The 22,197-nt window shown below is 55.5% G+C and carries 34 protein-coding genes; 2 read left to right on the top strand and 32 right to left on the bottom strand.

The genetic code is table 11. The features are described from left to right. Positions 1-39 precede the first annotated feature (39 nt). Entirely contained in the window at positions 40-1,161 is a 1,122-nt protein-coding gene (locus P406_RS29635) for a hypothetical protein (protein WP_046235104.1), read from the bottom strand. 141 nt (positions 1,162-1,302) lie between these two features. On the opposite strand from P406_RS29635, the gene P406_RS01475 reads away from it, so the two are divergent. Further along, positions 1,303-2,462, top strand: a protein-coding gene (locus tag P406_RS01475) for an IS3 family transposase (RefSeq protein ID WP_156174817.1) whose coding sequence is annotated in 2 segments (ribosomal slippage) — positions 1,303-1,558 and positions 1,558-2,462 — 1,161 coding nt in all. Because the reading frame shifts where the segments join, the coding sequence is not laid out codon by codon here. 170 nt (positions 2,463-2,632) lie between these two features. On the opposite strand, the gene P406_RS01470 is transcribed toward P406_RS01475, so the two are convergent. Both P406_RS01470 and P406_RS01465 read right to left on the bottom strand, forming a co-directional pair. Then, positions 2,633-3,202: a single-stranded DNA-binding protein gene (locus P406_RS01470; RefSeq protein ID WP_003426596.1), complete on the bottom strand. Its 570-nt coding sequence runs from the start codon at positions 3,200-3,202 to the stop codon at positions 2,633-2,635. Positions 3,203-3,211: 9 nt separating this feature from the next. Next, a complete protein-coding gene (locus P406_RS01465; RefSeq protein WP_003419605.1) occupies positions 3,212-4,606 on the bottom strand; it encodes an MFS transporter in 1,395 nt (464 codons plus the stop codon). Between the two features lie 129 nt (positions 4,607-4,735). On the opposite strand from P406_RS01465, the gene uvrA reads away from it, so the two are divergent. Continuing rightward, positions 4,736-7,570, top strand: a complete 2,835-nt coding sequence (uvrA, locus tag P406_RS01460; protein ID WP_003317094.1) for an excinuclease ABC subunit UvrA — start codon at positions 4,736-4,738, stop codon at positions 7,568-7,570. A 94-nt stretch (positions 7,571-7,664) separates the two neighbouring features. Here uvrA and bfr read toward each other — a convergent pair whose 3' ends face one another. The 29 genes from bfr to rpsJ form a co-directional block, all read right to left on the bottom strand. After that, complete coding sequence (bfr, locus tag P406_RS01455; protein WP_003317095.1) at positions 7,665-8,129, bottom strand: bacterioferritin; 465 nt, start codon at positions 8,127-8,129, stop codon at positions 7,665-7,667. A 263-nt stretch (positions 8,130-8,392) separates the two neighbouring features. Beyond that, positions 8,393-8,779, bottom strand: a complete 387-nt coding sequence (gene rplQ / locus P406_RS01450; RefSeq protein ID WP_003317096.1) for a 50S ribosomal protein L17 — start codon at positions 8,777-8,779, stop codon at positions 8,393-8,395. Between the two features lie 41 nt (positions 8,780-8,820). Then, positions 8,821-9,822, bottom strand: coding sequence for a DNA-directed RNA polymerase subunit alpha (locus tag P406_RS01445; RefSeq protein WP_002555464.1), 1,002 nt, complete (start codon positions 9,820-9,822; stop codon positions 8,821-8,823). Positions 9,823-9,844: 22 nt separating this feature from the next. Then, positions 9,845-10,465, bottom strand: coding sequence for a 30S ribosomal protein S4 (gene rpsD / locus P406_RS01440; RefSeq protein WP_002555465.1), 621 nt, complete (start codon positions 10,463-10,465; stop codon positions 9,845-9,847). Between the two features lie 18 nt (positions 10,466-10,483). Continuing rightward, positions 10,484-10,873, bottom strand: coding sequence for a 30S ribosomal protein S11 (gene rpsK / locus P406_RS01435; protein ID WP_002555466.1), 390 nt, complete (start codon positions 10,871-10,873; stop codon positions 10,484-10,486). Positions 10,874-10,903: 30 nt separating this feature from the next. Then, positions 10,904-11,260 carry a 30S ribosomal protein S13 gene (gene rpsM / locus P406_RS01430; protein ID WP_002555467.1) on the bottom strand — a complete coding sequence of 119 codons (357 nt, stop codon included), beginning with the start codon at positions 11,258-11,260 and terminating at the stop codon, positions 10,904-10,906. Between the two features lie 130 nt (positions 11,261-11,390). Next, positions 11,391-11,507 carry a 50S ribosomal protein L36 gene (gene rpmJ, locus P406_RS26990; protein ID WP_002555468.1) on the bottom strand — a complete coding sequence of 39 codons (117 nt, stop codon included), beginning with the start codon at positions 11,505-11,507 and terminating at the stop codon, positions 11,391-11,393. A 28-nt stretch (positions 11,508-11,535) separates the two neighbouring features. Beyond that, positions 11,536-12,870: a preprotein translocase subunit SecY gene (gene secY, locus P406_RS01425; protein WP_002555469.1), complete on the bottom strand. Its 1,335-nt coding sequence runs from the start codon at positions 12,868-12,870 to the stop codon at positions 11,536-11,538. Next, positions 12,871-13,305, bottom strand: coding sequence for a 50S ribosomal protein L15 (gene rplO, locus P406_RS01420; protein WP_002555470.1), 435 nt, complete (start codon positions 13,303-13,305; stop codon positions 12,871-12,873). It lies immediately after the preceding gene. A 3-nt stretch (positions 13,306-13,308) separates the two neighbouring features. Further along, complete coding sequence (rpmD, locus tag P406_RS01415; RefSeq protein WP_002555471.1) at positions 13,309-13,485, bottom strand: 50S ribosomal protein L30; 177 nt, start codon at positions 13,483-13,485, stop codon at positions 13,309-13,311. A gap of 2 nt (positions 13,486-13,487) precedes the next feature. Then, positions 13,488-13,988 (bottom strand): 30S ribosomal protein S5, encoded by a 501-nt coding sequence (gene rpsE / locus P406_RS01410; RefSeq protein WP_003317099.1) that lies wholly within the window; start codon positions 13,986-13,988, stop codon positions 13,488-13,490. A 3-nt stretch (positions 13,989-13,991) separates the two neighbouring features. Beyond that, complete coding sequence (rplR, locus tag P406_RS01405) at positions 13,992-14,342, bottom strand: 50S ribosomal protein L18 (RefSeq protein ID WP_002555473.1); 351 nt, start codon at positions 14,340-14,342, stop codon at positions 13,992-13,994. A 10-nt stretch (positions 14,343-14,352) separates the two neighbouring features. Next, positions 14,353-14,886 (bottom strand): 50S ribosomal protein L6, encoded by a 534-nt coding sequence (rplF, locus tag P406_RS01400; protein WP_002555474.1) that lies wholly within the window; start codon positions 14,884-14,886, stop codon positions 14,353-14,355. Positions 14,887-14,898: 12 nt separating this feature from the next. Beyond that, a complete protein-coding gene (gene rpsH / locus P406_RS01395; RefSeq protein ID WP_002555475.1) occupies positions 14,899-15,291 on the bottom strand; it encodes a 30S ribosomal protein S8 in 393 nt (130 codons plus the stop codon). A gap of 214 nt (positions 15,292-15,505) precedes the next feature. Further along, the gene (gene rpsN, locus P406_RS01390; protein WP_002555476.1) at positions 15,506-15,811 is read right to left on the bottom strand and encodes a 30S ribosomal protein S14; all 306 of its coding nucleotides are present in this window, start codon (positions 15,809-15,811) and stop codon (positions 15,506-15,508) included. 13 nt (positions 15,812-15,824) lie between these two features. Next, positions 15,825-16,364 (bottom strand): 50S ribosomal protein L5, encoded by a 540-nt coding sequence (rplE, locus tag P406_RS01385; protein WP_002555477.1) that lies wholly within the window; start codon positions 16,362-16,364, stop codon positions 15,825-15,827. 20 nt (positions 16,365-16,384) lie between these two features. Beyond that, the gene (gene rplX / locus P406_RS01380; protein WP_003317102.1) at positions 16,385-16,699 is read right to left on the bottom strand and encodes a 50S ribosomal protein L24; all 315 of its coding nucleotides are present in this window, start codon (positions 16,697-16,699) and stop codon (positions 16,385-16,387) included. A gap of 11 nt (positions 16,700-16,710) precedes the next feature. Then, positions 16,711-17,079 (bottom strand): 50S ribosomal protein L14, encoded by a 369-nt coding sequence (gene rplN / locus P406_RS01375; RefSeq protein ID WP_002555479.1) that lies wholly within the window; start codon positions 17,077-17,079, stop codon positions 16,711-16,713. 23 nt (positions 17,080-17,102) lie between these two features. Further along, positions 17,103-17,369, bottom strand: a complete 267-nt coding sequence (gene rpsQ, locus P406_RS01370; RefSeq protein ID WP_002555480.1) for a 30S ribosomal protein S17 — start codon at positions 17,367-17,369, stop codon at positions 17,103-17,105. 2 nt (positions 17,370-17,371) lie between these two features. Next, a complete protein-coding gene (rpmC, locus tag P406_RS01365) occupies positions 17,372-17,563 on the bottom strand; it encodes a 50S ribosomal protein L29 (RefSeq protein WP_002555481.1) in 192 nt (63 codons plus the stop codon). Further along, entirely contained in the window at positions 17,563-17,976 is a 414-nt protein-coding gene (gene rplP / locus P406_RS01360; RefSeq protein ID WP_002555482.1) for a 50S ribosomal protein L16, read from the bottom strand. The genes rpmC and rplP overlap by 1 nt, the downstream gene beginning before the upstream one ends. Positions 17,977-17,988: 12 nt before the next feature. Further along, positions 17,989-18,675: a 30S ribosomal protein S3 gene (rpsC, locus tag P406_RS01355; protein WP_003176422.1), complete on the bottom strand. Its 687-nt coding sequence runs from the start codon at positions 18,673-18,675 to the stop codon at positions 17,989-17,991. A gap of 13 nt (positions 18,676-18,688) precedes the next feature. Next, positions 18,689-19,021: a 50S ribosomal protein L22 gene (gene rplV, locus P406_RS01350; RefSeq protein WP_002555485.1), complete on the bottom strand. Its 333-nt coding sequence runs from the start codon at positions 19,019-19,021 to the stop codon at positions 18,689-18,691. 13 nt (positions 19,022-19,034) lie between these two features. Further along, on the bottom strand, positions 19,035-19,310 hold the full coding sequence (rpsS, locus tag P406_RS01345; RefSeq protein WP_002555486.1) for a 30S ribosomal protein S19: 276 nt from the start codon (positions 19,308-19,310) through the stop codon (positions 19,035-19,037). A 16-nt stretch (positions 19,311-19,326) separates the two neighbouring features. Further along, positions 19,327-20,151 carry a 50S ribosomal protein L2 gene (rplB, locus tag P406_RS01340; RefSeq protein ID WP_003317104.1) on the bottom strand — a complete coding sequence of 275 codons (825 nt, stop codon included), beginning with the start codon at positions 20,149-20,151 and terminating at the stop codon, positions 19,327-19,329. Between the two features lie 14 nt (positions 20,152-20,165). After that, positions 20,166-20,465, bottom strand: a complete 300-nt coding sequence (gene rplW / locus P406_RS01335) for a 50S ribosomal protein L23 (RefSeq protein ID WP_002555488.1) — start codon at positions 20,463-20,465, stop codon at positions 20,166-20,168. Next, entirely contained in the window at positions 20,462-21,064 is a 603-nt protein-coding gene (gene rplD, locus P406_RS01330; RefSeq protein ID WP_002555489.1) for a 50S ribosomal protein L4, read from the bottom strand. Before rplD ends, rplW begins: the two co-directional genes overlap by 4 nt. 12 nt (positions 21,065-21,076) lie before the next feature. Continuing rightward, positions 21,077-21,712 (bottom strand): 50S ribosomal protein L3, encoded by a 636-nt coding sequence (gene rplC, locus P406_RS01325; RefSeq protein WP_002555490.1) that lies wholly within the window; start codon positions 21,710-21,712, stop codon positions 21,077-21,079. Between the two features lie 81 nt (positions 21,713-21,793). After that, positions 21,794-22,105: a 30S ribosomal protein S10 gene (gene rpsJ, locus P406_RS01320; RefSeq protein ID WP_002555491.1), complete on the bottom strand. Its 312-nt coding sequence runs from the start codon at positions 22,103-22,105 to the stop codon at positions 21,794-21,796. Positions 22,106-22,197: the final 92 nt, after the last annotated feature.

The following is a 22,197-nucleotide window of genomic DNA, read 5'->3' as shown; positions in this document are numbered from 1 at the left end:
ACAGACCACCTTCTGCGAAACGCCGATAGGAGGCGCTGACTATTGCGTGGGTTTTTCCGACACCCGCAGGTCCGACGAGTTGCCCTCTGAAACGCTCATTTGGGGACAGGTCAGAATCTTTTCCATGGATTGATTAAGCTGGAAAAGCTCTCTTGCCGCATCCATAGCCCCGGCGGGAAAAGCGCACATGTATTCGGCATTGAATTGCCGAAAACTCGGGGTGTCACTTTCAAGACCATGCTGCTGAGCAAACGCCGCCTCTTGACCCTCCTTTGCTGTGAGCAAAATGGGTTGTAGCTGAATAACAGTTTTCAACGCTTGGATGACTGACTGCTCCGGTTTCTCGACCTGCCAAACCTCAGCTAGCTGTGACGACAAATGTTCAAGCAAGCGTTCTGCTTCTGCTTTTTTGTCCTTGTTGATCAGATCGAAAACGTCGTTCGTGCGTCTGCGCAGTGATCTCAGCTCGCTTAGGATTGGGGAAAATATCTGGCGTCGCCAGTTTGAAAAATCAGCAGTACCACCGAAGAAATCCAGGATGTCATGGGCATCGGTCACCACGTCTAATTGACCCATATAACGCGGACCAGCAAACTCACGAGCATGGTCAAGGCATTGCTGAACCTGAACCGGTGTAAGTACAGAATCGTCAAACCAGTACCGACGGATGCCTCCATGCGTATCCAAACGCTGGAGCTGTTCACGCATTACTGTAGCGCTACACAAAGTGATTTTGACGCGCTGACCTTCAGCGTAGGCAAGCTGTTCTAGCTCCTTTTTCCAACTCTCAAATCGCTCGACCTCACCCTGCCCGCGCGCGCCTCCCGCGACTCGGCCGGTTAGATCGAACGGGATGTAGATCCAGTACTCAGAAAGGGCTGGATGGTTCAGGCGGGCAGCTGCGACCGATTTTGTTATTTGTCCTAGCTCTTTGGCGCCAAGCTGGAAAAAATACTTTGCCTGTACTCCCAACACGTCCCCGTTTGGTGCACGGAAATACGCCTCAACACCACCGTCTCCGCCATCACCTCGGAGGCTGTAGAAGCTTGAGCCATCAGGAGAATCGCAACTGAAGCGAAAGAGCTGCACAGATAAGGCTTCAAAACTATCATTTTTGCTCTTTGGAGCGCTGCGAATATTGGTGAAGTCGATCGTTGGCATACGTGCTGCTCCATCTGATAATTTCGAATCCTAAAAATATTGTACTGGTATCTGACGAAATGGCTTCAGGCGATTGTGTAGTGGTCTCATGATTCCGGACACTCATTTAGGCGAGAATATCGCCAGATATAGAGGTGTCTGATGACCAAGCAACGCCGTACCTTCTCCGCTGCATTCAAACGTGAGGCCGCAGGTCTCGTGCTCGATCAAGGTTATAGCCATATCGAAGCTTCCCGCTCGCTTGGAGTGGTCGAGTCTGCGCTGCGTCGCTGGGTGAGCCAGCTCCAGCAGGAACGCAATGGCGTAACGCCCCAGAGCAAAGCCATTACACCCGAGCAGCAGAAAATTCAGGAGCTCGAAGCCCGGATTGTCTGTCTTGAGCGGGAGAAATCCATTTTAAAAAAGGCTACCGCGCTCTTGATGTCGGAATAACACGAGCGCATGCGCTGATCGATCAGCTCAGTGTCCAAGAGCCGATCGAGTTGCTGTGCGAAGCGTTCGAGATACCCCGCTCGTGCTACTACGACCATTGCCAGCGGCGTCGGTCTCCAGACGACGAGCGGGTTCGTTTACTCAGCCGAGTCAATGAGCTGTTCGGGCAACGTCGAAGCGCTGCCGGCAGCCGCAGTATCGTGTCGATATTGCAGGAAGATGGCGAGCAAATCGGTCGGTTCAAGGTGCGTGGCTTGATGCGGGAGCTGGGATTAATCAGCAAGCAACCGGGCTCTCATGCTTATAAAAAAGCAACAGTGGAGAGGCCTGACATTCCGAACATTTTGAATCGGGAGTTCGATGTACCCGCGCCCAATCAGGTTTGGTGTGGCGACATCACCTACATCTGGGCGCAAGGAAAATGTTACCTGGCGGTGGTCATGGATCTTTATGCGCGTCGGGTGGTGGGCTGGGCGTTTTCAAACAAACCGGACACGGACTTGGTCATCAAGGCGCTGGACATGGCTTATGAGCAACGCGGCAAGCCTCAGGGCCTGCTGTTTCACTCAGATCAGGGCTCCCAATATGGGAGCCGACAGTTTCGCCAGCGGCTTTGGCGATACCGCATGCGCCAGAGCATGAGTCGCCGAGGTAATTGCTACGACAACTCGCCGATGGAACGTGTATTGCGCAGTTTGAAAACTGAGTGGATACCGCCCGTGGGCTACATGACGGCCCAAGAGGCTCAGCGGGATATCAGCCATTATCTGATGCATCGTTACAACTGGATTCGGCCACACCAGTTCAATGATGTAATGGCGCCCGCTCAGTACGAGAAAAACCTTAACGTCGTGTCCGGGATCAGTTGACCACTACAGGTGTGTGCTTTTTTAGCGAAATTCTTTACAAACATCCCCAACTATCCTCCTAGCAACGCCGGCTATTCTATTCTTACTTTTTTTAGACAAAGAAAAAGCCCCAAGAGCAGAGATCTTGGGGCTTTAGGAGAAAAACTTTACAAACTGATCTCAGCTATGCGCTAGAACGGAATATCATCATCAAAGCTGTCGAAATCAGCAGCTGGCTGCGGCGCTTGTTGTTGCGGCGCTGGGCGCGAGTCGCGCTGTTGTGGCGGCTGCTGGTTGTAGTTCTGCTGAGGTGCAGATTGCTGCGGCGCCGACTGTTGTGGGCGCGACTGCTGTGGACGAGGTGCGGACTGGTTGTAGTTGCCGCCACCGCCCTGACCTTGTTGAGCGTCGCCCTGTGGACGGCCGCCCAGCAGTTGCATGGTGCCCTGCATGTCGACGACGATTTCAGTGGTGTAGCGCTTGATGCCGTCTTTTTCCCACTCGCGGGTCTGCAGCTTACCTTCGATGTACACCTGCGAACCCTTGCGCAGGTATTCACCAGCGATTTCGGCGACTTTGCCGAACATCGATACACGGTGCCATTCGGTCTTTTCGACTTTCTGACCGGACTGCTTGTCAGTCCACTGTTCGCTGGTTGCCAGACTCAGGTTGGTCACGGCGTTACCGTTAGGCAAGTAGCGAACTTCGGGATCCTGGCCGCATGTACCGACCAATATGACTTTGTTAACCCCACGGGCCATAACGTTCTCCTAGGCTTCGCACGCTTCTGACGCTGGATTGACCAGCTTTTCAAGAGAGGCACGATCCAATAATTTTGTGTCGAGTTTTATGTAGATGGCTGCCTCTTCCGCAACCACCACTGCATCTGTCACGCCTGTTACGGACATCAAACGCTCTGCCAGGCCTGCTTCACGCTGCGCCTGCGGCGACAACGGCAGACGTAGGCTGGTCACGTAAGGCGGTTCTCGCATGGTCACTGCGAAGGCGAGCCAGACGGCGGCCATGGCTGCACCACCCAGGAACACCACATCGAGCCCACCGTGCTGGAACAACCAGCCGCCCAGTATCCCACCTGCGGCCGATCCAAGAAACTGGCTGGTGGAATAAACTCCCATTGCCGTGCCTTTTCCGCCGGCCGGTGAAACCTTGCTGATCAGCGACGGCAACGACGCTTCCAGCAGGTTGAACGCGGTGAAGAATACCACTGTCCCGATGACCAGTGCCCGCAACGTGTCCCCGTATGCCCAGAAGAATAGCTCAGCCAGCATCAAAACTGTGACGGCGCCCAGCAGAACGCGCTTCATTTGACGTTTCTTCTCGCCATAGATGATGAACGGGATCATCGCGAAGAAGGAAACCAGCAAAGCGGTCAGGTACACCCACCAGTGCTGTTCCTTGGGCAAACCGGCTTTTTCGACCAGCGCCAGCGGCAAGGCCACGAAGCTGGACATGAGCATCGCATGCAACACGAAGATACCCAAATCCAGGCGCAGCAGGTCCGGATGACGCAACGTCGCCCCCAGTGCCTGTTTGGCGACGCCGGACTCGCGGTGCATTAACGCCCCGCTGGCCTTGGGCACCACGTAGGCGACGATGAGAACGCCTATCAAGGCCATGCCGCCGGTGGCCAGGAACAATCCGGAAAGACCGAACATGCCGGTGATGACCGGGCCGACGACCATGGCGATGGCGAACGACAGGCCGATGGTCATGCCGATCATGGCCATGGCCTTGGTGCGGTGCTGTTCGCGGGTCAGGTCAGAGAGCAGCGCCATGACTGCCGCGGAAATAGCGCCAGCCCCCTGCAGGATGCGTCCGGCAATGATTCCCCAGATCGAATCCGCGTTCGCCGCCACCACGCTGCCGATCGCAAAGATGATCAGGCCGAAATAAATGACCGGTCGCCGGCCGATACGGTCGGAAATGATCCCGAACGGTATCTGCAACACCGCCTGGGTCAGGCCGTAGGCGCCAATCGCCAGACCGATCAGTGCAGGGCTCGCGCCTGCCAGGTCCATGCCGTAGGTTGCCAGAACCGGCAAGACCATGAACATGCCAAGCATGCGGAACGCGAACACCAGGGCCAGACCGCCTGCTGCGCGGGTCTCGCCGCTACTCATACGCTCGCTGTGGGTATCGTGCATGGAATAACCTCGTGTGAACCGGCGGCGATTCTACCAGTCCCATCGTTGTACAGCACATACGCGACGCTTTGCCGCGTGATGGCTCGGAGCCGTATACTCCGTCGTTTATGCCCGCCAAGCGAGGCCGCAGTGGACAAGATCCTGATACGTGGGGCACGAACCCACAACCTGAAAAATATTGACCTGACACTTCCCCGCGACAAACTGATCGTTATCACCGGGCTCTCCGGCTCAGGCAAGTCTTCACTGGCTTTCGATACGCTGTACGCCGAAGGGCAACGCCGCTATGTCGAATCGCTGTCGGCCTATGCCCGCCAGTTTCTGTCGATGATGGAAAAACCGGACGTCGACACGATCGAAGGTCTGTCGCCGGCGATTTCCATCGAGCAGAAGTCTACTTCACATAACCCGCGCTCGACCGTGGGTACGATCACCGAAATCTACGATTACCTGCGTCTTTTGTATGCGCGCGTCGGCCAGCCTCGCTGCCCGGACCACGATATCCCGCTGGAGGCCCAGACGGTCAGCCAGATGGTCGACCTGGTGCTGACACAGCCGGAAGGCAGCAAATTGATGCTGCTTGCGCCGGTTATCCGCGAGCGCAAGGGTGAGCATCTTTCGGTTTTTGAAGAGCTGCGCGCGCAGGGCTTTGTCCGGGCGCGAGTCAACGGCAAGCTGTGCGAGCTGGATGAGCTGCCGAAGCTGGACAAGCAAAAGAAGCACTCGATCGATGTGGTCGTGGACCGTTTCAAGGTCCGTGCCGACCTGCAGCAGCGCCTGGCCGAGTCCTTTGAGACCGCCCTGAAGCTGGCCGACGGTATCGCCCTGGTTGCGCCCATGGACGACGAGCCGGGCGAGGAAGTGATTTTCTCCGCCCGATTCGCCTGCCCTATCTGTGGCCATGCGATCAGCGAGCTGGAACCGAAGCTGTTCTCCTTCAACAACCCGGCTGGCGCCTGCCCGACCTGTGACGGCCTGGGCGTGAAGCAGTTCTTCGATATCAAGCGGCTGGTGAATGCCGAACTGACGCTTGCCGAAGGCGCGATACGAGGCTGGGACAGGCGTAACGTCTATTACTTCCAGATGCTCGGCTCGCTCTCCAAGCACTATGGCTTCAGCCTGGAAATGCCGTTCAAGCAGATCCCGGCCGACATGCAGAAGATCCTGCTAAACGGCAGTGGCTCGCAGAGTGTCGACTTCCGCTACCTGAATGACCGCGGCGATATCGTCAAGCGCGCGCACCCGTTCGAAGGCATCGTGCCGAATCTGGAGCGTCGCTATCGGGAAACCGAATCGGCCACAGTCCGCGAAGAGCTCGCCAAGTTCCTGGGCACGCAGCCCTGCCCTGACTGTCGAGGCACTCGTCTGCGTCGTGAAGCGCGCCATGTGTGGGTGGGTGAAAAGACTCTGCCCGCAGTCACCAATCTGCCGATTGGCGACGCGACGCATTACTTCGAAACACTCAAGCTGACCGGACGACGTGGCGAGATCGCCGACAAGATCCTCAAGGAAATTCGCGAGCGTCTGCAGTTTCTGGTCAACGTGGGCCTGGACTACCTGACCCTGGACCGTAGCGCGGACACCCTTTCCGGCGGCGAAGCACAGCGTATTCGTCTGGCCAGCCAGATCGGTGCGGGCCTGGTCGGGGTGATGTACATCCTCGATGAGCCGTCCATCGGTCTGCACCAGCGCGACAACGATCGTTTGCTGGGCACCCTCAAGCACCTGCGCGACATTGGCAATACGGTGATTGTGGTCGAGCACGATGAAGATGCGATTCGCCTGGCCGACTACGTGGTCGACATTGGCCCGGGTGCCGGCGTGCATGGTGGTCATATCGTTGCCGAAGGTACGCCGGACGAAGTGATGTCGCACCCCGACTCGCTGACCGGCAAATACCTGTCTGGGCGCGTAAAGATTGCCGTTCCTGCCAAGCGCACCCCGCGTAACAAAAAGCTCTCGCTGACCCTCAAGGGCGCGCGTGGCAACAACCTGCAAAACGTCAACCTGGAAATCCCGATCGGTCTGCTGACCTGCGTGACGGGTGTGTCCGGATCGGGCAAGTCGACGCTGATCAACAACACGCTATTCCCGCTGAGCGCTACGGCGCTGAACGGCGCCACGACGCTGGAAGCGGCTACGCACGACAGCATCAATGGCCTGCAGCACCTGGACAAGGTGGTGGACATCGACCAGAGCCCTATCGGTCGTACGCCGCGCTCCAACCCGGCGACCTATACCGGGCTGTTCACGCCGATTCGCGAGCTGTTCGCCGGGGTTCCGGAGTCACGCTCGCGGGGCTACGGTCCGGGGCGGTTCTCGTTCAACGTCAAAGGCGGCCGCTGCGAGGCGTGCCAGGGTGACGGGCTGATCAAGGTCGAGATGCACTTTTTGCCAGACATCTACGTACCCTGCGATGTGTGCAAGAGCAAGCGTTACAACCGTGAAACGCTTGAGGTCAAGTACAAGGGCAAGAACATCCACGAAGTACTGGAAATGACCATCGAGGAAGCGCGTGAGTTCTTCGACGCCGTTCCGGCACTGGCGCGCAAGCTGCAAACCCTGATGGATGTAGGGCTTTCCTATATCAAGCTGGGGCAATCGGCGACGACTTTGTCAGGCGGTGAAGCGCAGCGGGTCAAGCTGTCGCGTGAGCTGTCCAAGCGCGACACTGGCAAAACGCTGTACATCCTCGATGAGCCGACTACCGGTCTGCACTTCGCGGATATTCAGCAGTTGCTAGACGTATTGCATCGCCTACGCGACCACGGCAATACCGTGGTGGTGATCGAGCACAACCTGGATGTGATCAAGACAGCCGACTGGCTGGTGGATCTGGGTCCGGAAGGCGGTTCGCGAGGTGGGCAGATCATAGCGACGGGCACACCTGAACAGGTCGCCGAGATGGAACAGTCCTACACCGGTCATTACCTGAAACCTCTGTTGACCAGAGACAAAGCCTGACACGTGTGATGAAAACGGGTTCGGCATCAGTCGAACCCGGATACAAAAAAGCTCCTGTCACGCAAGTGCAGGAGCTTTTTTATGAGCGGCTGAATCAGAACTGCGATTGCAGGTAGTTCTGCAAGCCGATGGACTTGATCAGCCCCATCTGCTGTTCGAGCCAGTAGGTATGGTCTTCTTCCGTATCAGCCAACTGTACGCGCAGGATTTCGCGGGTCACGTAGTCGCTGTGCAGCTCACAGAGCTCGATACCCTTGCACAGGGCAGCACGTACCTTGTATTCGAGACGCAGGTCGCTGGCGAGCATCTCAGGCACTGTGGTGCCGACATCGAGGTCGTCCGGGCGCATGCGCGGCGTGCCTTCGAGCATTAGGATACGGCGCATCAGCGCATCAGCGTGTTGCGCCTCTTCTTCCATCTCATGATTGATACGTTCATAGAGCTTCGAAAAGCCCCAGTCTTCGTACATGCGTGAGTGAACGAAATATTGGTCACGAGCTGCCAGTTCGCCCGTGAGCAACGTGTTGAGATAATCGATTACTTCCGGGTGGCCTTGCATCGCACCAGACTCCTGCTTCAAAGCCGATAGTTTGAACCAAGCGCCGCGCGAGGTCACTGAGAAAAACGCAATAAACCGACGAAAAGTGGCGAAATTACGCCGTTAAGAAGCGAAAAACCGCCCAAATGAGGGCGGTTCTGTTTCGCACTTCGAGTCAGCCCCACAATTCAACGTATGCTGATTAACACCCTGGTTTAGCCTGCCTGAATCGCGAGCAACAAAAAACCGGGCACTAGGCCCGGTTTCATGTTCAAACTGATGTCTTATTCAGCAGCTTCTACAGAGCCACCGATAGGACGATCAACCAGCTCGACGTACGCCATTGGCGCGTTGTCGCCAGCGCGGAAACCGCACTTGAGGATGCGCAGGTAGCCGCCCTGACGGGTTGCATAGCGCTTGCCCAGATCGTTGAACAGTTTGCCGACGATTTCTTTCGAACGAGTACGGTCGAAAGCCAGACGACGGTTGGCAACGCTGTCTTCCTTGGCCAGGGTGATCAGCGGCTCGGCAACGCGGCGCAGTTCCTTGGCTTTCGGCAGGGTAGTTTTGATCAGCTCGTGCTCGAACAGCGACACCGCCATGTTTTGAAACATGGCTTTGCGGTGAGAGCTGGTACGGCTCAGGTGACGTCCACTTTTACGATGACGCATGGTTCATTCCTTACCAAACTCGCGTTCGGTGATTACGACGATCAGGCCGTAGCCTTGTCGTCCTTCTTAAGACTTGCCGGCGGCCAGTTGTCGAGGCGCATGCCGAGGGAGAGACCACGAGAAGCCAGAACGTCCTTGATCTCGGTCAAGGATTTCTTGCCCAGGTTCGGAGTCTTCAACAGCTCTACTTCGGTGCGCTGAATCAGATCGCCGATGTAGTAGATGTTCTCCGCCTTAAGGCAGTTGGCCGAACGCACAGTCAGTTCCAAATCGTCAACCGGACGAAGCAGGATCGGATCGATCTCGTCTTCCTGTTCGATTACCACTGGTTCGCTGTCGCCTTTGAGGTCCACGAACGCAGCCAACTGCTGTTGCAGGATGGTTGCAGCGCGACGGATAGCCTCTTCAGGGTCCAGAGTACCGTTGGTTTCCAGATCAATAACCAGCTTGTCCAGGTTAGTACGCTGTTCGACACGGGCGTTTTCCACCACGTATGCGATACGGCGAACCGGGCTGAACGAAGAGTCAAGCTGCAAGCGACCAATGCTGCGGCTTTCGTCTTCATCGCTTTGACGCGAGTCTGCCGGCTCATAACCACGACCACGAGCTACGGTGAGCTTCATGTTCAAGACGCCGTTAGACGCCAGGTTAGCGATTACGTGATCGGGGTTAACGATCTCGACATCATGATCCAGCTGAATATCGGCAGCGGTAACCACCCCCGAACCCTTCTTCGACAAGGTCAGCGTAACTTCGTCTCGACCGTGCAGCTTGATAGCCAGACCTTTAAGGTTCAACAGGATTTCAATGACGTCTTCCTGTACACCTTCGATGGCGCTGTACTCATGGAGTACACCGTCAATCTCGGCCTCGACTACTGCACAGCCGGGCATGGAGGACAACAAAATGCGGCGAAGCGCGTTGCCCAGGGTATGGCCGAAACCACGCTCGAGAGGCTCGAGAGTGATTTTGGCGCGGGTTGGACTGACAACCTGCACATCAATGTGGCGGGGTGTCAGGAACTCATTTACCGAAATCTGCATGGATGCACCTATTTTCTAGCCCTTACTTGGAGTAGAGCTCGACAATCAGGCTTTCGTTGATGTCGGCGGATAGATCACTGCGAGCTGGAACGTTCTTGAAAACGCCCGATTTCTTCTCAGTGTCTACTTCTACCCATTCTACGCGGCCACGTTGGGCACACAGATCGAGAGCCTGGACAATACGCAGCTGATTCTTAGCTTTTTCGCGGATAGCAACGACGTCGCCAGCACGAACCTGATAAGAAGGAACGTTAACGGTTTTGCCGTTTACGCTGACCGACTTGTGCGAAACCAATTGACGGGATTCGGCACGCGTCGAGCCGAAGCCCATGCGGTATACAACGTTGTCCAGACGGCATTCGAGCAGTTGCAGCAGGTTCTCGCCTGTTGCACCTTTCTTGCCGGCGGCTTCTTTGTAGTAGCCGCTGAACTGACGCTCGAGAACGCCGTAGATACGACGGACTTTTTGCTTTTCACGCAGCTGAGTACCGTAATCGGACTGGCGACCACGACGTTGGCCGTGGATACCTGGAGCTGCTTCGATGTTGCACTTGGATTCGATAGCGCGAACGCCGCTCTTCAGAAAGAGATCGGTGCCTTCACGACGAGCAAGTTTGCATTTTGGACCAATGTAACGAGCCATTTCTTACAGTCTCCTGGATTACACGCGGCGCTTCTTCGGCGGACGGCACCCGTTGTGCGGGATTGGCGTCACGTCGGTGATGCTGGCGATCTTATAGCCACAGCCGTTCAATGCACGGACAGCGGATTCACGACCTGGGCCTGGACCCTTGACATTGACGTCGAGGTTCTTCAGACCGTACTCCAGCGCAGCTTGACCAGCACGCTCAGCAGCTACTTGAGCAGCGAACGGAGTGGACTTGCGCGAACCACGGAAACCCGAACCGCCGGAGGTAGCCCACGAAAGAGCGTTACCTTGACGATCGGTAATGGTGACGATTGTGTTGTTAAACGACGCGTGGATGTGGGCGATGCCATCAACCACTGTCTTTTTAACTTTTTTACGAGGACGAGCAGCAGGTTTTGCCATGACTAAATTCCTGTCGTTGCGCTGGTGCGATTACTTGCGGATCGGCTTACGCGGACCTTTGCGAGTACGCGCGTTGGTCTTGGTACGCTGACCGCGCACTGGAAGACCACGACGATGACGCAGACCGCGGTAGCAGCCCAGGTCCATCAAGCGCTTGATTTTCATGTTGATTTCGCGACGCAGGTCACCTTCAGTGGTGAACTTCGCCACTTCGCCACGCAGCTGTTCAATCTGCTCGTCGCTCAGATCTTTGATTTTCACCGCCGGGTTTACGCCGGTGGTTGCACAAATTTTCTGTGCGGTGGTGCGACCAACACCATAGATGTAGGTCAACGAGATAACAGTATGCTTGTTATCTGGAATGTTAACGCCTGCAATACGGGCCATTCAGTGGGACTCCAATTGACAGCTACCTACGCCCCGGAAGCCAAGAAATAGGGCGCGAGATAATATCGCTGTAGTAACAAATAATCAACCCAGCAGCGCACTAGCTGCTGGGCTTAAGCACAAATCACAATCAGCCTTGGCGCTGCTTATGACGTGGTTCCGCGCTGCAAATTACTCGAACCACACCTTCGCGGCGGATAATCTTGCAGTTACGGCACAGCTTTTTCACCGATGCACGAACTTTCATCACCAACTCCTCGAACCTTAGGGGTGCTTCAGCGCAGCATACCGCCGCTGCCACCGTAGCCCTTCAGGTTGGCTTTCTTCATCAGGGATTCATACTGGTGCGAAACGAGGTGAGATTGCACTTGCGACATAAAGTCCATCACAACCACGACCACGATCAGCAACGAGGTCCCGCCAAGGTAGAACGGTACGTTTGCCGCGACCACCAGGAACTGGGGAAGCAGACACACGGCCGTCATATATAGAGCACCGAACATGGTCAAGCGAGTCAAAACGCCATCAATATAGCGTGCCGACTGCTCGCCTGGACGAATACCCGGAATAAAGGCACCGGACTTCTTCAGGTTTTCCGCTACGTCTTTCGGATTGAACATCAACGCCGTATAGAAGAAGCAGAAGAAAATAATCCCTGCACTAAACAGCAGAATATTCAACGGCTGACCAGGAGCGATCGACTGCGAGATGTCCTGCAACCAGCCCAGACCTTCAGACTGACCGAACCAGGACCCCAACGAAGCCGGGAACAGCAAAATGCTGCTCGCGAAAATGGCCGGTATGACACCAGCCATGTTCACTTTCAGCGGCAAGTGGCTGGTCTGCGCAGCGAAGACCTTGCGGCCCTGCTGACGCTTGGCGTAGTGAACAGCGATACGACGCTGACCACGCTCAATGAACACCACAAAACCGATGATCGCTACCGCCAGCAAACCGATTGCAACCAGAGCGAAGATATTGATATCACCCTGACGTGCAGACTCGAAAGACTGCCCGATTGCTCTCGGAAGACCGGCGACGATACCTGCGAAAATCAACATCGAGATACCGTTGCCGACACCGCGCTCGGTGATCTGCTCGCCCAGCCACATCATGAACATCGCACCTGCCACGAAGGTAGTTACGGCCACAAAGTGGAAACCCAGGTCCCCAGAAAACGCGACGCCCTGACTCGCCAGGCCAACGGACATGCCGATAGCTTGGACCAGAGCCAGGACAACGGTGCCATAGCGGGTGTACTGGCTTATCTTGCGACGGCCAGCTTCACCTTCCTTCTTCAACTGCTCCAACTGCGGGCTGACGGCGGTCATCAGCTGCATGATGATCGATGCCGAAATATACGGCATGATCCCCAGTGCAAAGATGCTCATCCGTTCCAGCGCGCCGCCGGAAAACATGTTGAACAAGCTAAGAATGGTCCCCTCATTCTGTCGAAACAGTTCTGCGAGTCGGTCCGGGTTGATACCTGGAACCGGGATGTGTGCGCCTATTCGGTAGACGATAATCGCCAGGAACAGAAAACGCAGACGAGCCCAGAGTTCAGACATACCGCCTTTGCCGAGCGCTGAGAGAGCACCTTGCTTAGCCATTTATTCCTCGAACTTGCCGCCAGCTGCTTCGATAGCCGCACGCGCACCTTTGGTGGCGGCGATACCCTTGATAGTGACAGCGCGAGTAACTTCGCCCGACAGCATGATTTTCACACGCTGAACGTTCTGGTTAATCACGTTGGCATCTTTCAGGGACTGCACAGTTACGATGTCGCCTTCCACTTTAGCCAGCTCGGAGAGACGCACTTCTGCGCGGTCCATGGCCTTCAGGGAAACGAAACCGAATTTTGGCAGGCGACGATGCAGCGGCTGTTGGCCGCCCTCAAAGCCCGGAGCAATAGTGCCACCGGAGCGGGAGCTTTGACCTTTGTGGCCACGGCCACCGGTCTTGCCCAAACCACTACCGATACCACGGCCCGGACGATGCTTTTCGCGACGGGAACCCGGCGCTGGACTCAGATCATTGAGTTTCATCGATTAACCCTCGACTCGCAGCATGTAGTAAGCCTTGTTGATCATCCCGCGATTTTCGGGAGTATCCAGGACTTCTACAGTGTGACCGATGCGACGCAGACCCAAACCCTTAATGCACAATCTGTGATTAGGGATGCGGCCGGTCATGCTTTTGATCAGCGTTACTTTAACGGTAGCCATGATCAGATGATCTCCTCAACACGCTTGCCACGTTTGGCAGCGATCGACTCAGGAGACTGCATGCCCTTCAAACCCTTGAACGTAGCGTGAACCACGTTTACCGGGTTAGTCGAACCGTAGCACTTGGCCAATACGTTCTGGACACCAGCAACTTCCAGCACTGCGCGCATTGCGCCGCCAGCGATGATACCGGTACCTTCAGAAGCAGGCTGCATGTACACCTTGGAGGCGCCATGAGCAGACTTCATTGCGTACTGCAGGGTAGTGCCGTTCAGATCAACCTGAATCATGTTGCGGCGAGCAGCTTCCATCGCTTTCTGGATCGCAGCAGGCACTTCACGTGACTTGCCACGGCCGAAGCCAACGCGCCCTTTACCATCACCCACTACGGTCAACGCAGTGAAAGTGAAGATACGGCCGCCTTTTACGGTTTTGGCCACGCGGTTAACTTGAACCAGCTTCTCGATGTAGCCTTCGTCGCGTTTTTGGTCGTGATTTGACATAACTTAGAACTCCAGCCCGCCTTCACGAGCAGCATCAGCCAGCGCTTTGACACGGCCGTGGTACTTGAAGCCAGAACGGTCGAAAGCGACTTGCGATACACCCGCGGCTTTCGCGCGCTCGGCGACCAGCTTGCCAACCTTAGTGGCCGCGTCGATGTTGCCAGTGGCGCCATCACGCAGTTCTTTGTCCAAAGTCGAGGCGCTTGCCAGGACTTTGCTGCCGTCGGCCGAGATGACCTGGGCATAAATGTGCTGCGAAGAGCGGTGCACGCAGAGACGCACGACTTCTAGCTCGTGCATTTTCAGGCGTGCTTTGCGAGCGCGACGCAGTCGGGTAACTTTTTTGACGGTCATTTGCTATGCCCTACTTCTTCTTGGCTTCTTTACGGCGGACGACTTCGTCTGCGTAACGCACACCTTTGCCTTTGTAAGGCTCAGGACGGCGGAAGTCGCGGATCTCAGCGGCCACTTGACCAACCAACTGCTTATCGATACCGCGAATCAGGATATCGGTCTGGCTGGGGGTCTCAGCGGTGATGCCATTCGGCAATTCGTAGTCCACTGGGTGCGAGAAGCCAAGTGCAAGGTTCAGTACCGTGCCTTTTGCTTGCGCCTTGTAACCAACACCGACCAGCTGGAGCTTGCGCTCGAAGCCTTGGCTTACGCCTTGGACCATGTTGTTTACCAGTGCACGAGTGGTGCCTGCCATTGCGCGGGTTTGTTGATCGCCATTGCGAGCAGCGAAACGCAGCTCACCAGCTTCTTCAACAATCTCAACGGACGAATGGATGTTCAGTTCTAGAGTGCCCTTGGCACCCTTCACCGAAAGCAGCTGGCCGACGAGTTTGACTTCGACGCCGGATGGCAGCTTAACGGGGTTCTTAGCGACGCGTGACATGCTTATCCCCCCTTAGAACACAGTGCAAAGCACTTCGCCACCGACACCGGCAGCGCGCGCAGCACGATCCGTCATCACACCTTTACTGGTGGAGACGATAGACACACCAAGACCGCCACGAACTTTCGGCAGATCATCGGAGGACTTGTACTGACGCAAGCCTGGGCGGCTGACGCGCTTAACCTCTTCGATGACCGGACGGCCTTCGAAGTACTTAAGCTCGATGGACAGCGAGGATTTAACTTCGCTGCTGATCTGATAACCCGCAATGTAGCCTTCGTCCTTCAGGACTTTTGCTACAGCAACCTTCAACGTGGAAGATGGCATGCTTACGACGGGCTTTTCAGCCATCTGGGCATTACGGATACGAGTTAGCATGTCCGCTAACGGGTCCTGCATACTCATGGGCTAGACGCTCCTAAAACAAAATAATTAGCCTTGCGGCTACAGCTTGATCGCCGAGAACTTCCGGGCAAGTAAAAACACGGGCTCAGGCGAGCCGGCAATTCTAGTCCTACCCCAGAAATGAATCAAGCCCCAAAAGGGGCTTGATTCAAATTCAGGCGCCATCCCGACCGGTGACTTGCGTAACCGGCGGGAGGGCGCAAGAGGTGTCGCCTTACCAGCTGGCTTTGACCAGACCTGGAACGTCGCCACGCATAGCTGCTTCACGCAGCTTGTTACGGCCAAGGCCGAACTTGCGGTAAACGCCGTGTGGACGACCAGTGATGCGGCAACGGTTACGCATGCGCGCAGCGCTTGCGTCACGTGGTTGCTTCTGCAGGGCTACGGTAGCTTCCCAACGCGCTTCTGGACTTGCGTTCAGATCAACGATGATTGCTTTCAGCTCTGCACGCTTCTTGGCGTACTTGGCAACGGTGAGCTGACGCTTCAGCTCACGGTTTTTCATGCTCTTCTTGGCCATTTTCCTACTCCAATCAGTTGCGGAACGGGAATTTGAAAGCACGCAGCAATGCGCGACCTTCATCATCGTTCTTGGCAGTGGTGGTCAGGGTAATGTCCAGACCGCGGAGAGCATCGATCTTGTCGTAGTCGATTTCCGGGAAGATGATCTGCTCTTTTACGCCCATGCTGTAGTTACCACGACCATCGAAGGACTTGGCATTCAGGCCGCGGAAGTCGCGAACCCGAGGCAGGGAGATCGACAGCAGACGATCCAGGAATTCGTACATACGATCGCGGCGCAGGGTCACTTTGACGCCGATCGGCCAACCTTCACGGACTTTAAAGCCAGCGATGGATTTCCGAGCGTAAGTCACAACGACCTTTTGACCGGTGATCTTTTCCAGGTCAGCAACAGCGTGCTCGATGACTTTTTTGTCGCCGATCGCTTCGCCCAGACCCATGTTCAGGGTGATTTTGGTAACGCGCGGAACTTCCATCACGTTCGAAAGCTTAAGTTCTTCCTTAAGTTTCGGAGCGATTTCCTTCCGGTAAATCTCTTTTAGTCGTGCCATGGTCTTCTACCTAGCAGTGTTCAAGCATCAACCGCTTTTTGGGTCGACTTGAAGACACGAATTTTCTTGCCGTCTTCAACTTTGAAACCAACGCGGTCAGCCTTGTTGGTTGCGCCGTTGAAAATGGCGACGTTAGAAGCGTGCATTGGCGCTTCTTTCTCGACGATACCGCCCTGTACGCCCGACATCGGGTTTGGCTTGGTATGACGCTTCACCAGGTTGATCCCACCAACGACCAAACGGTCGTCAGCGAGAACCTTGAGCACCTTACCGCGCTTACCTTTGTCTTTGCCGGCGATCACGATGATCTCGTCGTCACGACGAATCTTTTGCATGTCGGATCTCCTTAGAGCACTTCTGGGGCGAGCGAGACGATCTTCATGAACTTCTCAGTACGAAGTTCACGGGTCACTGGCCCAAAGATACGGGTACCGATCGGCTCTTGCTTGTTGTTCAACAGAACAGCAGCGTTGCCATCGAAGCGGATGATGGAGCCGTCTGCACGACGAACACCGTGGCGAGTGCGGACTACAACTGCAGTCATCACCTGGCCTTTCTTCACCTTGCCGCGAGGAATTGCTTCCTTGACGGTTACTTTGATGATGTCACCGATACCAGCGTAACGACGATGGGAGCCACCCAGCACCTTGATGCACATAACGCGGCGTGCGCCGCTGTTATCGGCCACATCGAGCATGGATTGAGTCTGAATCATATAATTTCTCCGACCCCTAGCCCTTAGACTTCCACAGCGCGTTCGAGGATATCAACCAACGCCCAAGACTTGGTCTTGGCTACCGGACGAGTTTCACGAATAGTGACCTTGTCGCCGATATGGCATTGATTGGTTTCGTCGTGTGCGTGCAGCTTAGTCGAACGCTTAACGTATTTACCGTAGATCGGGTGCTTTACGCGACGCTCGATCAGAACGGTGATGGTCTTGTCCATCTTGTCGCTGACAACACGGCCAGTCAGCGTACGGACAGTTTTTTCGGCTTCAGCCATGATTACTTACCTGCCTGCTGGTTGAGCACAGTTTTCACGCGAGCGATGTCACGCTTAACTTGCGAGAGCAGATGAGACTGCCCCAACTGGCCAGTTGCTTTCTGCATACGCAGATTGAACTGGTCGCGCAGCAGGCCGAGCAGTTGCTCGTTCAGCTGCTGTGCTGATTTTTCACGAAGTTCATTCGCTTTCATCACATCACCGTCCGCTTAACAAAGGAGGTGGCGAGCGGCAGCTTTGCAGCAGCCAGGGCGAAAGCCTCACGCGCCAGCTCTTCAGTAACACCCTCGATTTCATACAGGACTTTGCCTGGCTGAATCTGGGCAACCCAGTACTCCACGTTACCCTTACCTTTACCCATCCGAACTTCGAGTGGCTTTTTGGTTACAGGCTTGTCCGGGAACACACGGATCCAGATCTTGCCGCCACGTTTAACGTGACGGGTCAGAGCACGACGCGCTGACTCGATCTGACGAGCGGTGAGACGACCACGAGCAACAGACTTCAGCGCGAACTCGCCGAAGCTGACTTTGCTACCGCGCAGTGCCAGACCACGGTTGTGGCCGGTCATCTGCTTGCGGAACTTCGTACGCTTTGGTTGCAACATTTGGCGTACCCCTTACTTAGCAGCTTTTTTACGAGGCGCTGGTGCTTGTGGTTTCAGTTCTTCTTGGCGACCACCAATTACTTCGCCTTTGAAGATCCAAACCTTTACACCGATCACACCGTAAGTGGTGTGAGCTTCGTAGTTGGCATAGTCGATGTCGGCACGCAGGGTGTGCAGTGGCACACGACCTTCGCGATACCATTCAGTACGTGCGATTTCAGCACCGCCGAGACGACCGCTCACTTGGATTTTGATGCCTTTGGCACCAATGCGCATGGCGTTCTGAACAGCGCGCTTCATAGCGCGACGGAACATTACGCGACGCTCCAGCTGCTGAGCTACGCTCTGCGCAACCAGCATACCGTCGAGCTCCGGCTTACGGATCTCTTCGATATTGATGTGCACAGGCACACCCATTTGCTTGGTCAGGTCCTGACGCAGTTTCTCAACATCTTCACCTTTCTTCCCGATAACGATACCTGGACGAGCGGTGTGGATGGTGATACGTGCTGTCTGAGCCGGACGATGGATATCGATACGGCTGACGGACGCGCTTTTTAATTTGTCTTGGAGGTACTCACGCACTTTCAGATCAGCGAACAAATAGTCCGCATAAGTCCGACCGTCTGCGTACCAGACGGAGGTGTGCTCCTTGACGATTCCCAGGCGAATGCCAATGGGATGTACTTTCTGACCCATCTCTTCGACTCCGTTACTTGTCAGCAACCTTGACAGTGATATGGCAAGACCGCTTGACGATGCGATCAGCACGGCCTTTAGCACGTGGCATGATGCGCTTCAGCGAACGCCCTTCGTTGACGAAAACGGTGGAGACCTTGAGGTCATCAACGTCTGCGCCTTCGTTATGCTCGGCGTTGGCTACAGCCGACTCCAGCACTTTCTTCAGGATCTCGGCGGCTTTCTTACTGCTGAAAGCCAACAGGTTGAGCGCTTCGCCCACCTTCTTCCCGCGGATCTGGTCGGCGACCAAGCGGGCTTTCTGGGCGGAGATTCGAGCGCCCGACAACTTAGCGGCTACTTCCATCGTTCCTTACCCCTTAACGCTTGGCTTTCTTGTCTGCCACGTGCCCACGATATGTGCGGGTACCGGCAAACTCGCCTAGTTTATGGCCGACCATGTCTTCGTTCACGAGAACTGGAACATGCTGGCGACCGTTATGCACTGCAATGGTCAAACCGACCATTTGTGGCAGGATCATCGAACGACGCGACCAGGTCTTAACTGGTTTGCGATCGTTCTTTTCCGCCGCCACTTCGATCTTCTTCAGTAGGTGAAGATCAATAAAAGGACCTTTTTTCAGAGAACGTGGCACTGTCGTATCCCTCTATTTACTTGCGACGACGGACGATCATTTTGTCGGTACGCTTATTACCACGAGTCTTCGCGCCCTTAGTCGGGAAGCCCCACGGCGATACCGGATGACGACCACCAGAGGTACGACCTTCACCACCACCATGTGGGTGGTCAACCGGGTTCATGGCAACACCACGAACGGTTGGGCGAACGCCACGCCAGCGTTTGGCACCCGCTTTACCCAGCGAACGAAGGCTGTGCTCGGAGTTCGAGACTTCGCCCAGCGTTGCCCGGCACTCAGACAGTACTTTACGCATTTCACCGGAGCGAAGACGCAGGGTTACGTACACACCTTCACGAGCGATCAGCTGTGCCGAGGCACCAGCGGAACGAGCGATCTGTGCGCCTTTACCTGGCTTCAGTTCGATGCCGTGTACGGTGCTACCAACTGGAATGTTGCGCAGTTGAAGAGCGTTGCCCGGCTTGATTGGTGCCAGAGCACCTGCAATCAGCTGGTCGCCAGCACTCACGCCTTTAGGGGCGATGATGTAGCGGCGCTCGCCGTCTGCGTAAAGCAGCAGAGCAATGTGAGCAGTACGGTTTGGATCGTATTCGATACGCTCGACGGTGGCAGCGATGCCATCCTTGTCGTTGCGACGGAAGTCGACCAGACGATAATGCTGTTTATGGCCACCACCGATATGACGGGTAGTAATACGACCATTGTTGTTACGACCACCAGACTTCGATTTTTTCTCGAGCAGCGGTGCGTGAGGAGCGCCTTTATGCAGCTCCTGGTTGACCACCTTGACCACAAAACGGCGGCCAGGGGAAGTCGGTTTGCATTTAACGATTGCCATGATGCACCCCTTCCTTACTCAGCACTGCTGCTGAAATCGAGATCTTGGCCTGGCTGAAGGGAGATAACTGCCTTCTTCCAGTCATTACGCTTGCCCAGACCGCGAGCAGTGCGCTTGCTCTTACCCAGAACATTCAGGGTAGTAACACGCTCTACTTTCACGCTGAACAGGCTTTCGACGGCCTTCTTGATTTCCAGCTTGGTTGCGTCAGTAGCAACCTTGAAAACGAACTGACCTTTTTTGTCTGCAAGAACCGTAGCCTTCTCGGAAACGTGCGGGCCAAGCAGAACTTTAAATACGCGTTCCTGGTTCATCCCAGCAGCTCCTCGAATTTCTTCACGGCCGACACAGTGATCAACACTTTGTCGTATGCGATCAGACTAACTGGATCGGAACCTTGAACGTCACGTACATCAACGTGCGGCAGGTTACGAGCAGCCAGGTACAGATTCTGGTCAACAGCGTCAGACACGATCAGGACGTCAGTCAGGCCCATGCCAGTCAGCTTATTCAGCAAATCTTTGGTTTTCGGTGCTTCAACAGCGAAGTCCTGAACCACGACCAAACGATCAGTACGAACCAGTTCAGCAAGGATGGAGCGCAGAGCAGCGCGATACATCTTCTTGTTGAGCTTCTGAGTGTGATCCTGAGGACGAGCTGCGAAAGTGGTACCGCCGCCACGCCAGATTGGGCTACGGATAGTACCGGCACGAGCACGGCCAGTACCTTTCTGACGCCAAGGGCGCTTACCGCCACCACGAACGTCGGAACGGGTCTTTTGCTGCTTGCTACCCTGACGACCGCCAGCCATGTAGGCCACGACTGCCTGGTGAACCAGCGTCTCATTGAATTCGCCGCCAAATGTCAGTTCGGAAACTTCGATTGCCTGAGCGTCATTTACATTTAATTGCATGTCAGCTTCCCCTTAACCGCGAGCCTTGGCTGCCGGACGTACAACCAGGTTGCCGCCAGTAGCGCCAGGAACAGCACCCTTGACCAACAACAGATTGCGTTCAGCGTCCACGCGCACTACTTCCAGGGACTGCACGGTCACGCGCTCAGCGCCCATATGACCGGACATTTTTTTGCCCTTGAATACACGACCAGGAGTCTGGCACTGGCCGATAGAGCCTGGGACGCGGTGGGAGACGGAGTTACCGTGGGTATTGTCTTGACCACGGAAATTCCAACGCTTGATCGTACCCTGGAAGCCTTTACCCTTGGACTGACCGGTTACATCAACCAGTTGGCCAGCGGCGAAGATTTCAGCGTTGATCTGATCGCCAGCCTGGTAGTCGCCTTCTTCAAGACGGAATTCCATGACGGTACGACCGGCGGCAACGTTCGCTTTAGCGAAGTGGCCAGCCTGAGCGGCTGTGACACGCGAAGCGCGACGCTCGCCGACAGTGACTTGCACTGCACGATAGCCATCGGTTTCTTCGGTTTTGAACTGAGTGACGCGATTCGGCTCGATCTCAATGACCGTGACCGGAATGGAGACACCTTCTTCGGTGAAAATACGGGTCATACCGCATTTACGACCGACTACACCAATAGTCATGTTGTAAACCTCATGAGTGTACGGGGCTTTCACCCGCTATGGCCGCCCATTTCAGAGCGTTACACGACTAAGACCCAAGTCTTAGCCGAGGCTGATCTGAACTTCCACACCGGCCGCAAGATCAAGCTTCATAAGCGCATCAACGGTTTTTTCCGTTGGCTGGACAATGTCCAGAACACGCTTGTGAGTACGGATCTCATACTGGTCGCGCGCGTCTTTGTTGACGTGCGGAGAAACCAGAACGGTGAACCGCTCTTTACGAGTCGGCAGTGGAATCGGACCACGCACCTGTGCACCAGTACGTTTCGCGGTTTCCACGATTTCCTGGGTTGATTGGTCGATCAGGCGATGGTCAAAAGCCTTCAACCTGATACGGATTTGCTGGTTTTGCATTGGATTCAGACTCCAGATTGCTGTTCCCACCGAGCGCAATACGCCCGTTAAAAGGAGGCGCAATTCTATAGACGACCTAACAAGGTGTCAAC

The organism is Pseudomonas syringae pv. coryli str. NCPPB 4273 (assembly GCF_000972175.1).
GTDB classification, from domain to species: domain Bacteria; phylum Pseudomonadota; class Gammaproteobacteria; order Pseudomonadales; family Pseudomonadaceae; genus Aquipseudomonas; species Aquipseudomonas syringae.
The sequence above is the reverse complement of the archived record's forward strand: the minus strand, read 5'-3'. Positions and strand labels throughout refer to the sequence as shown.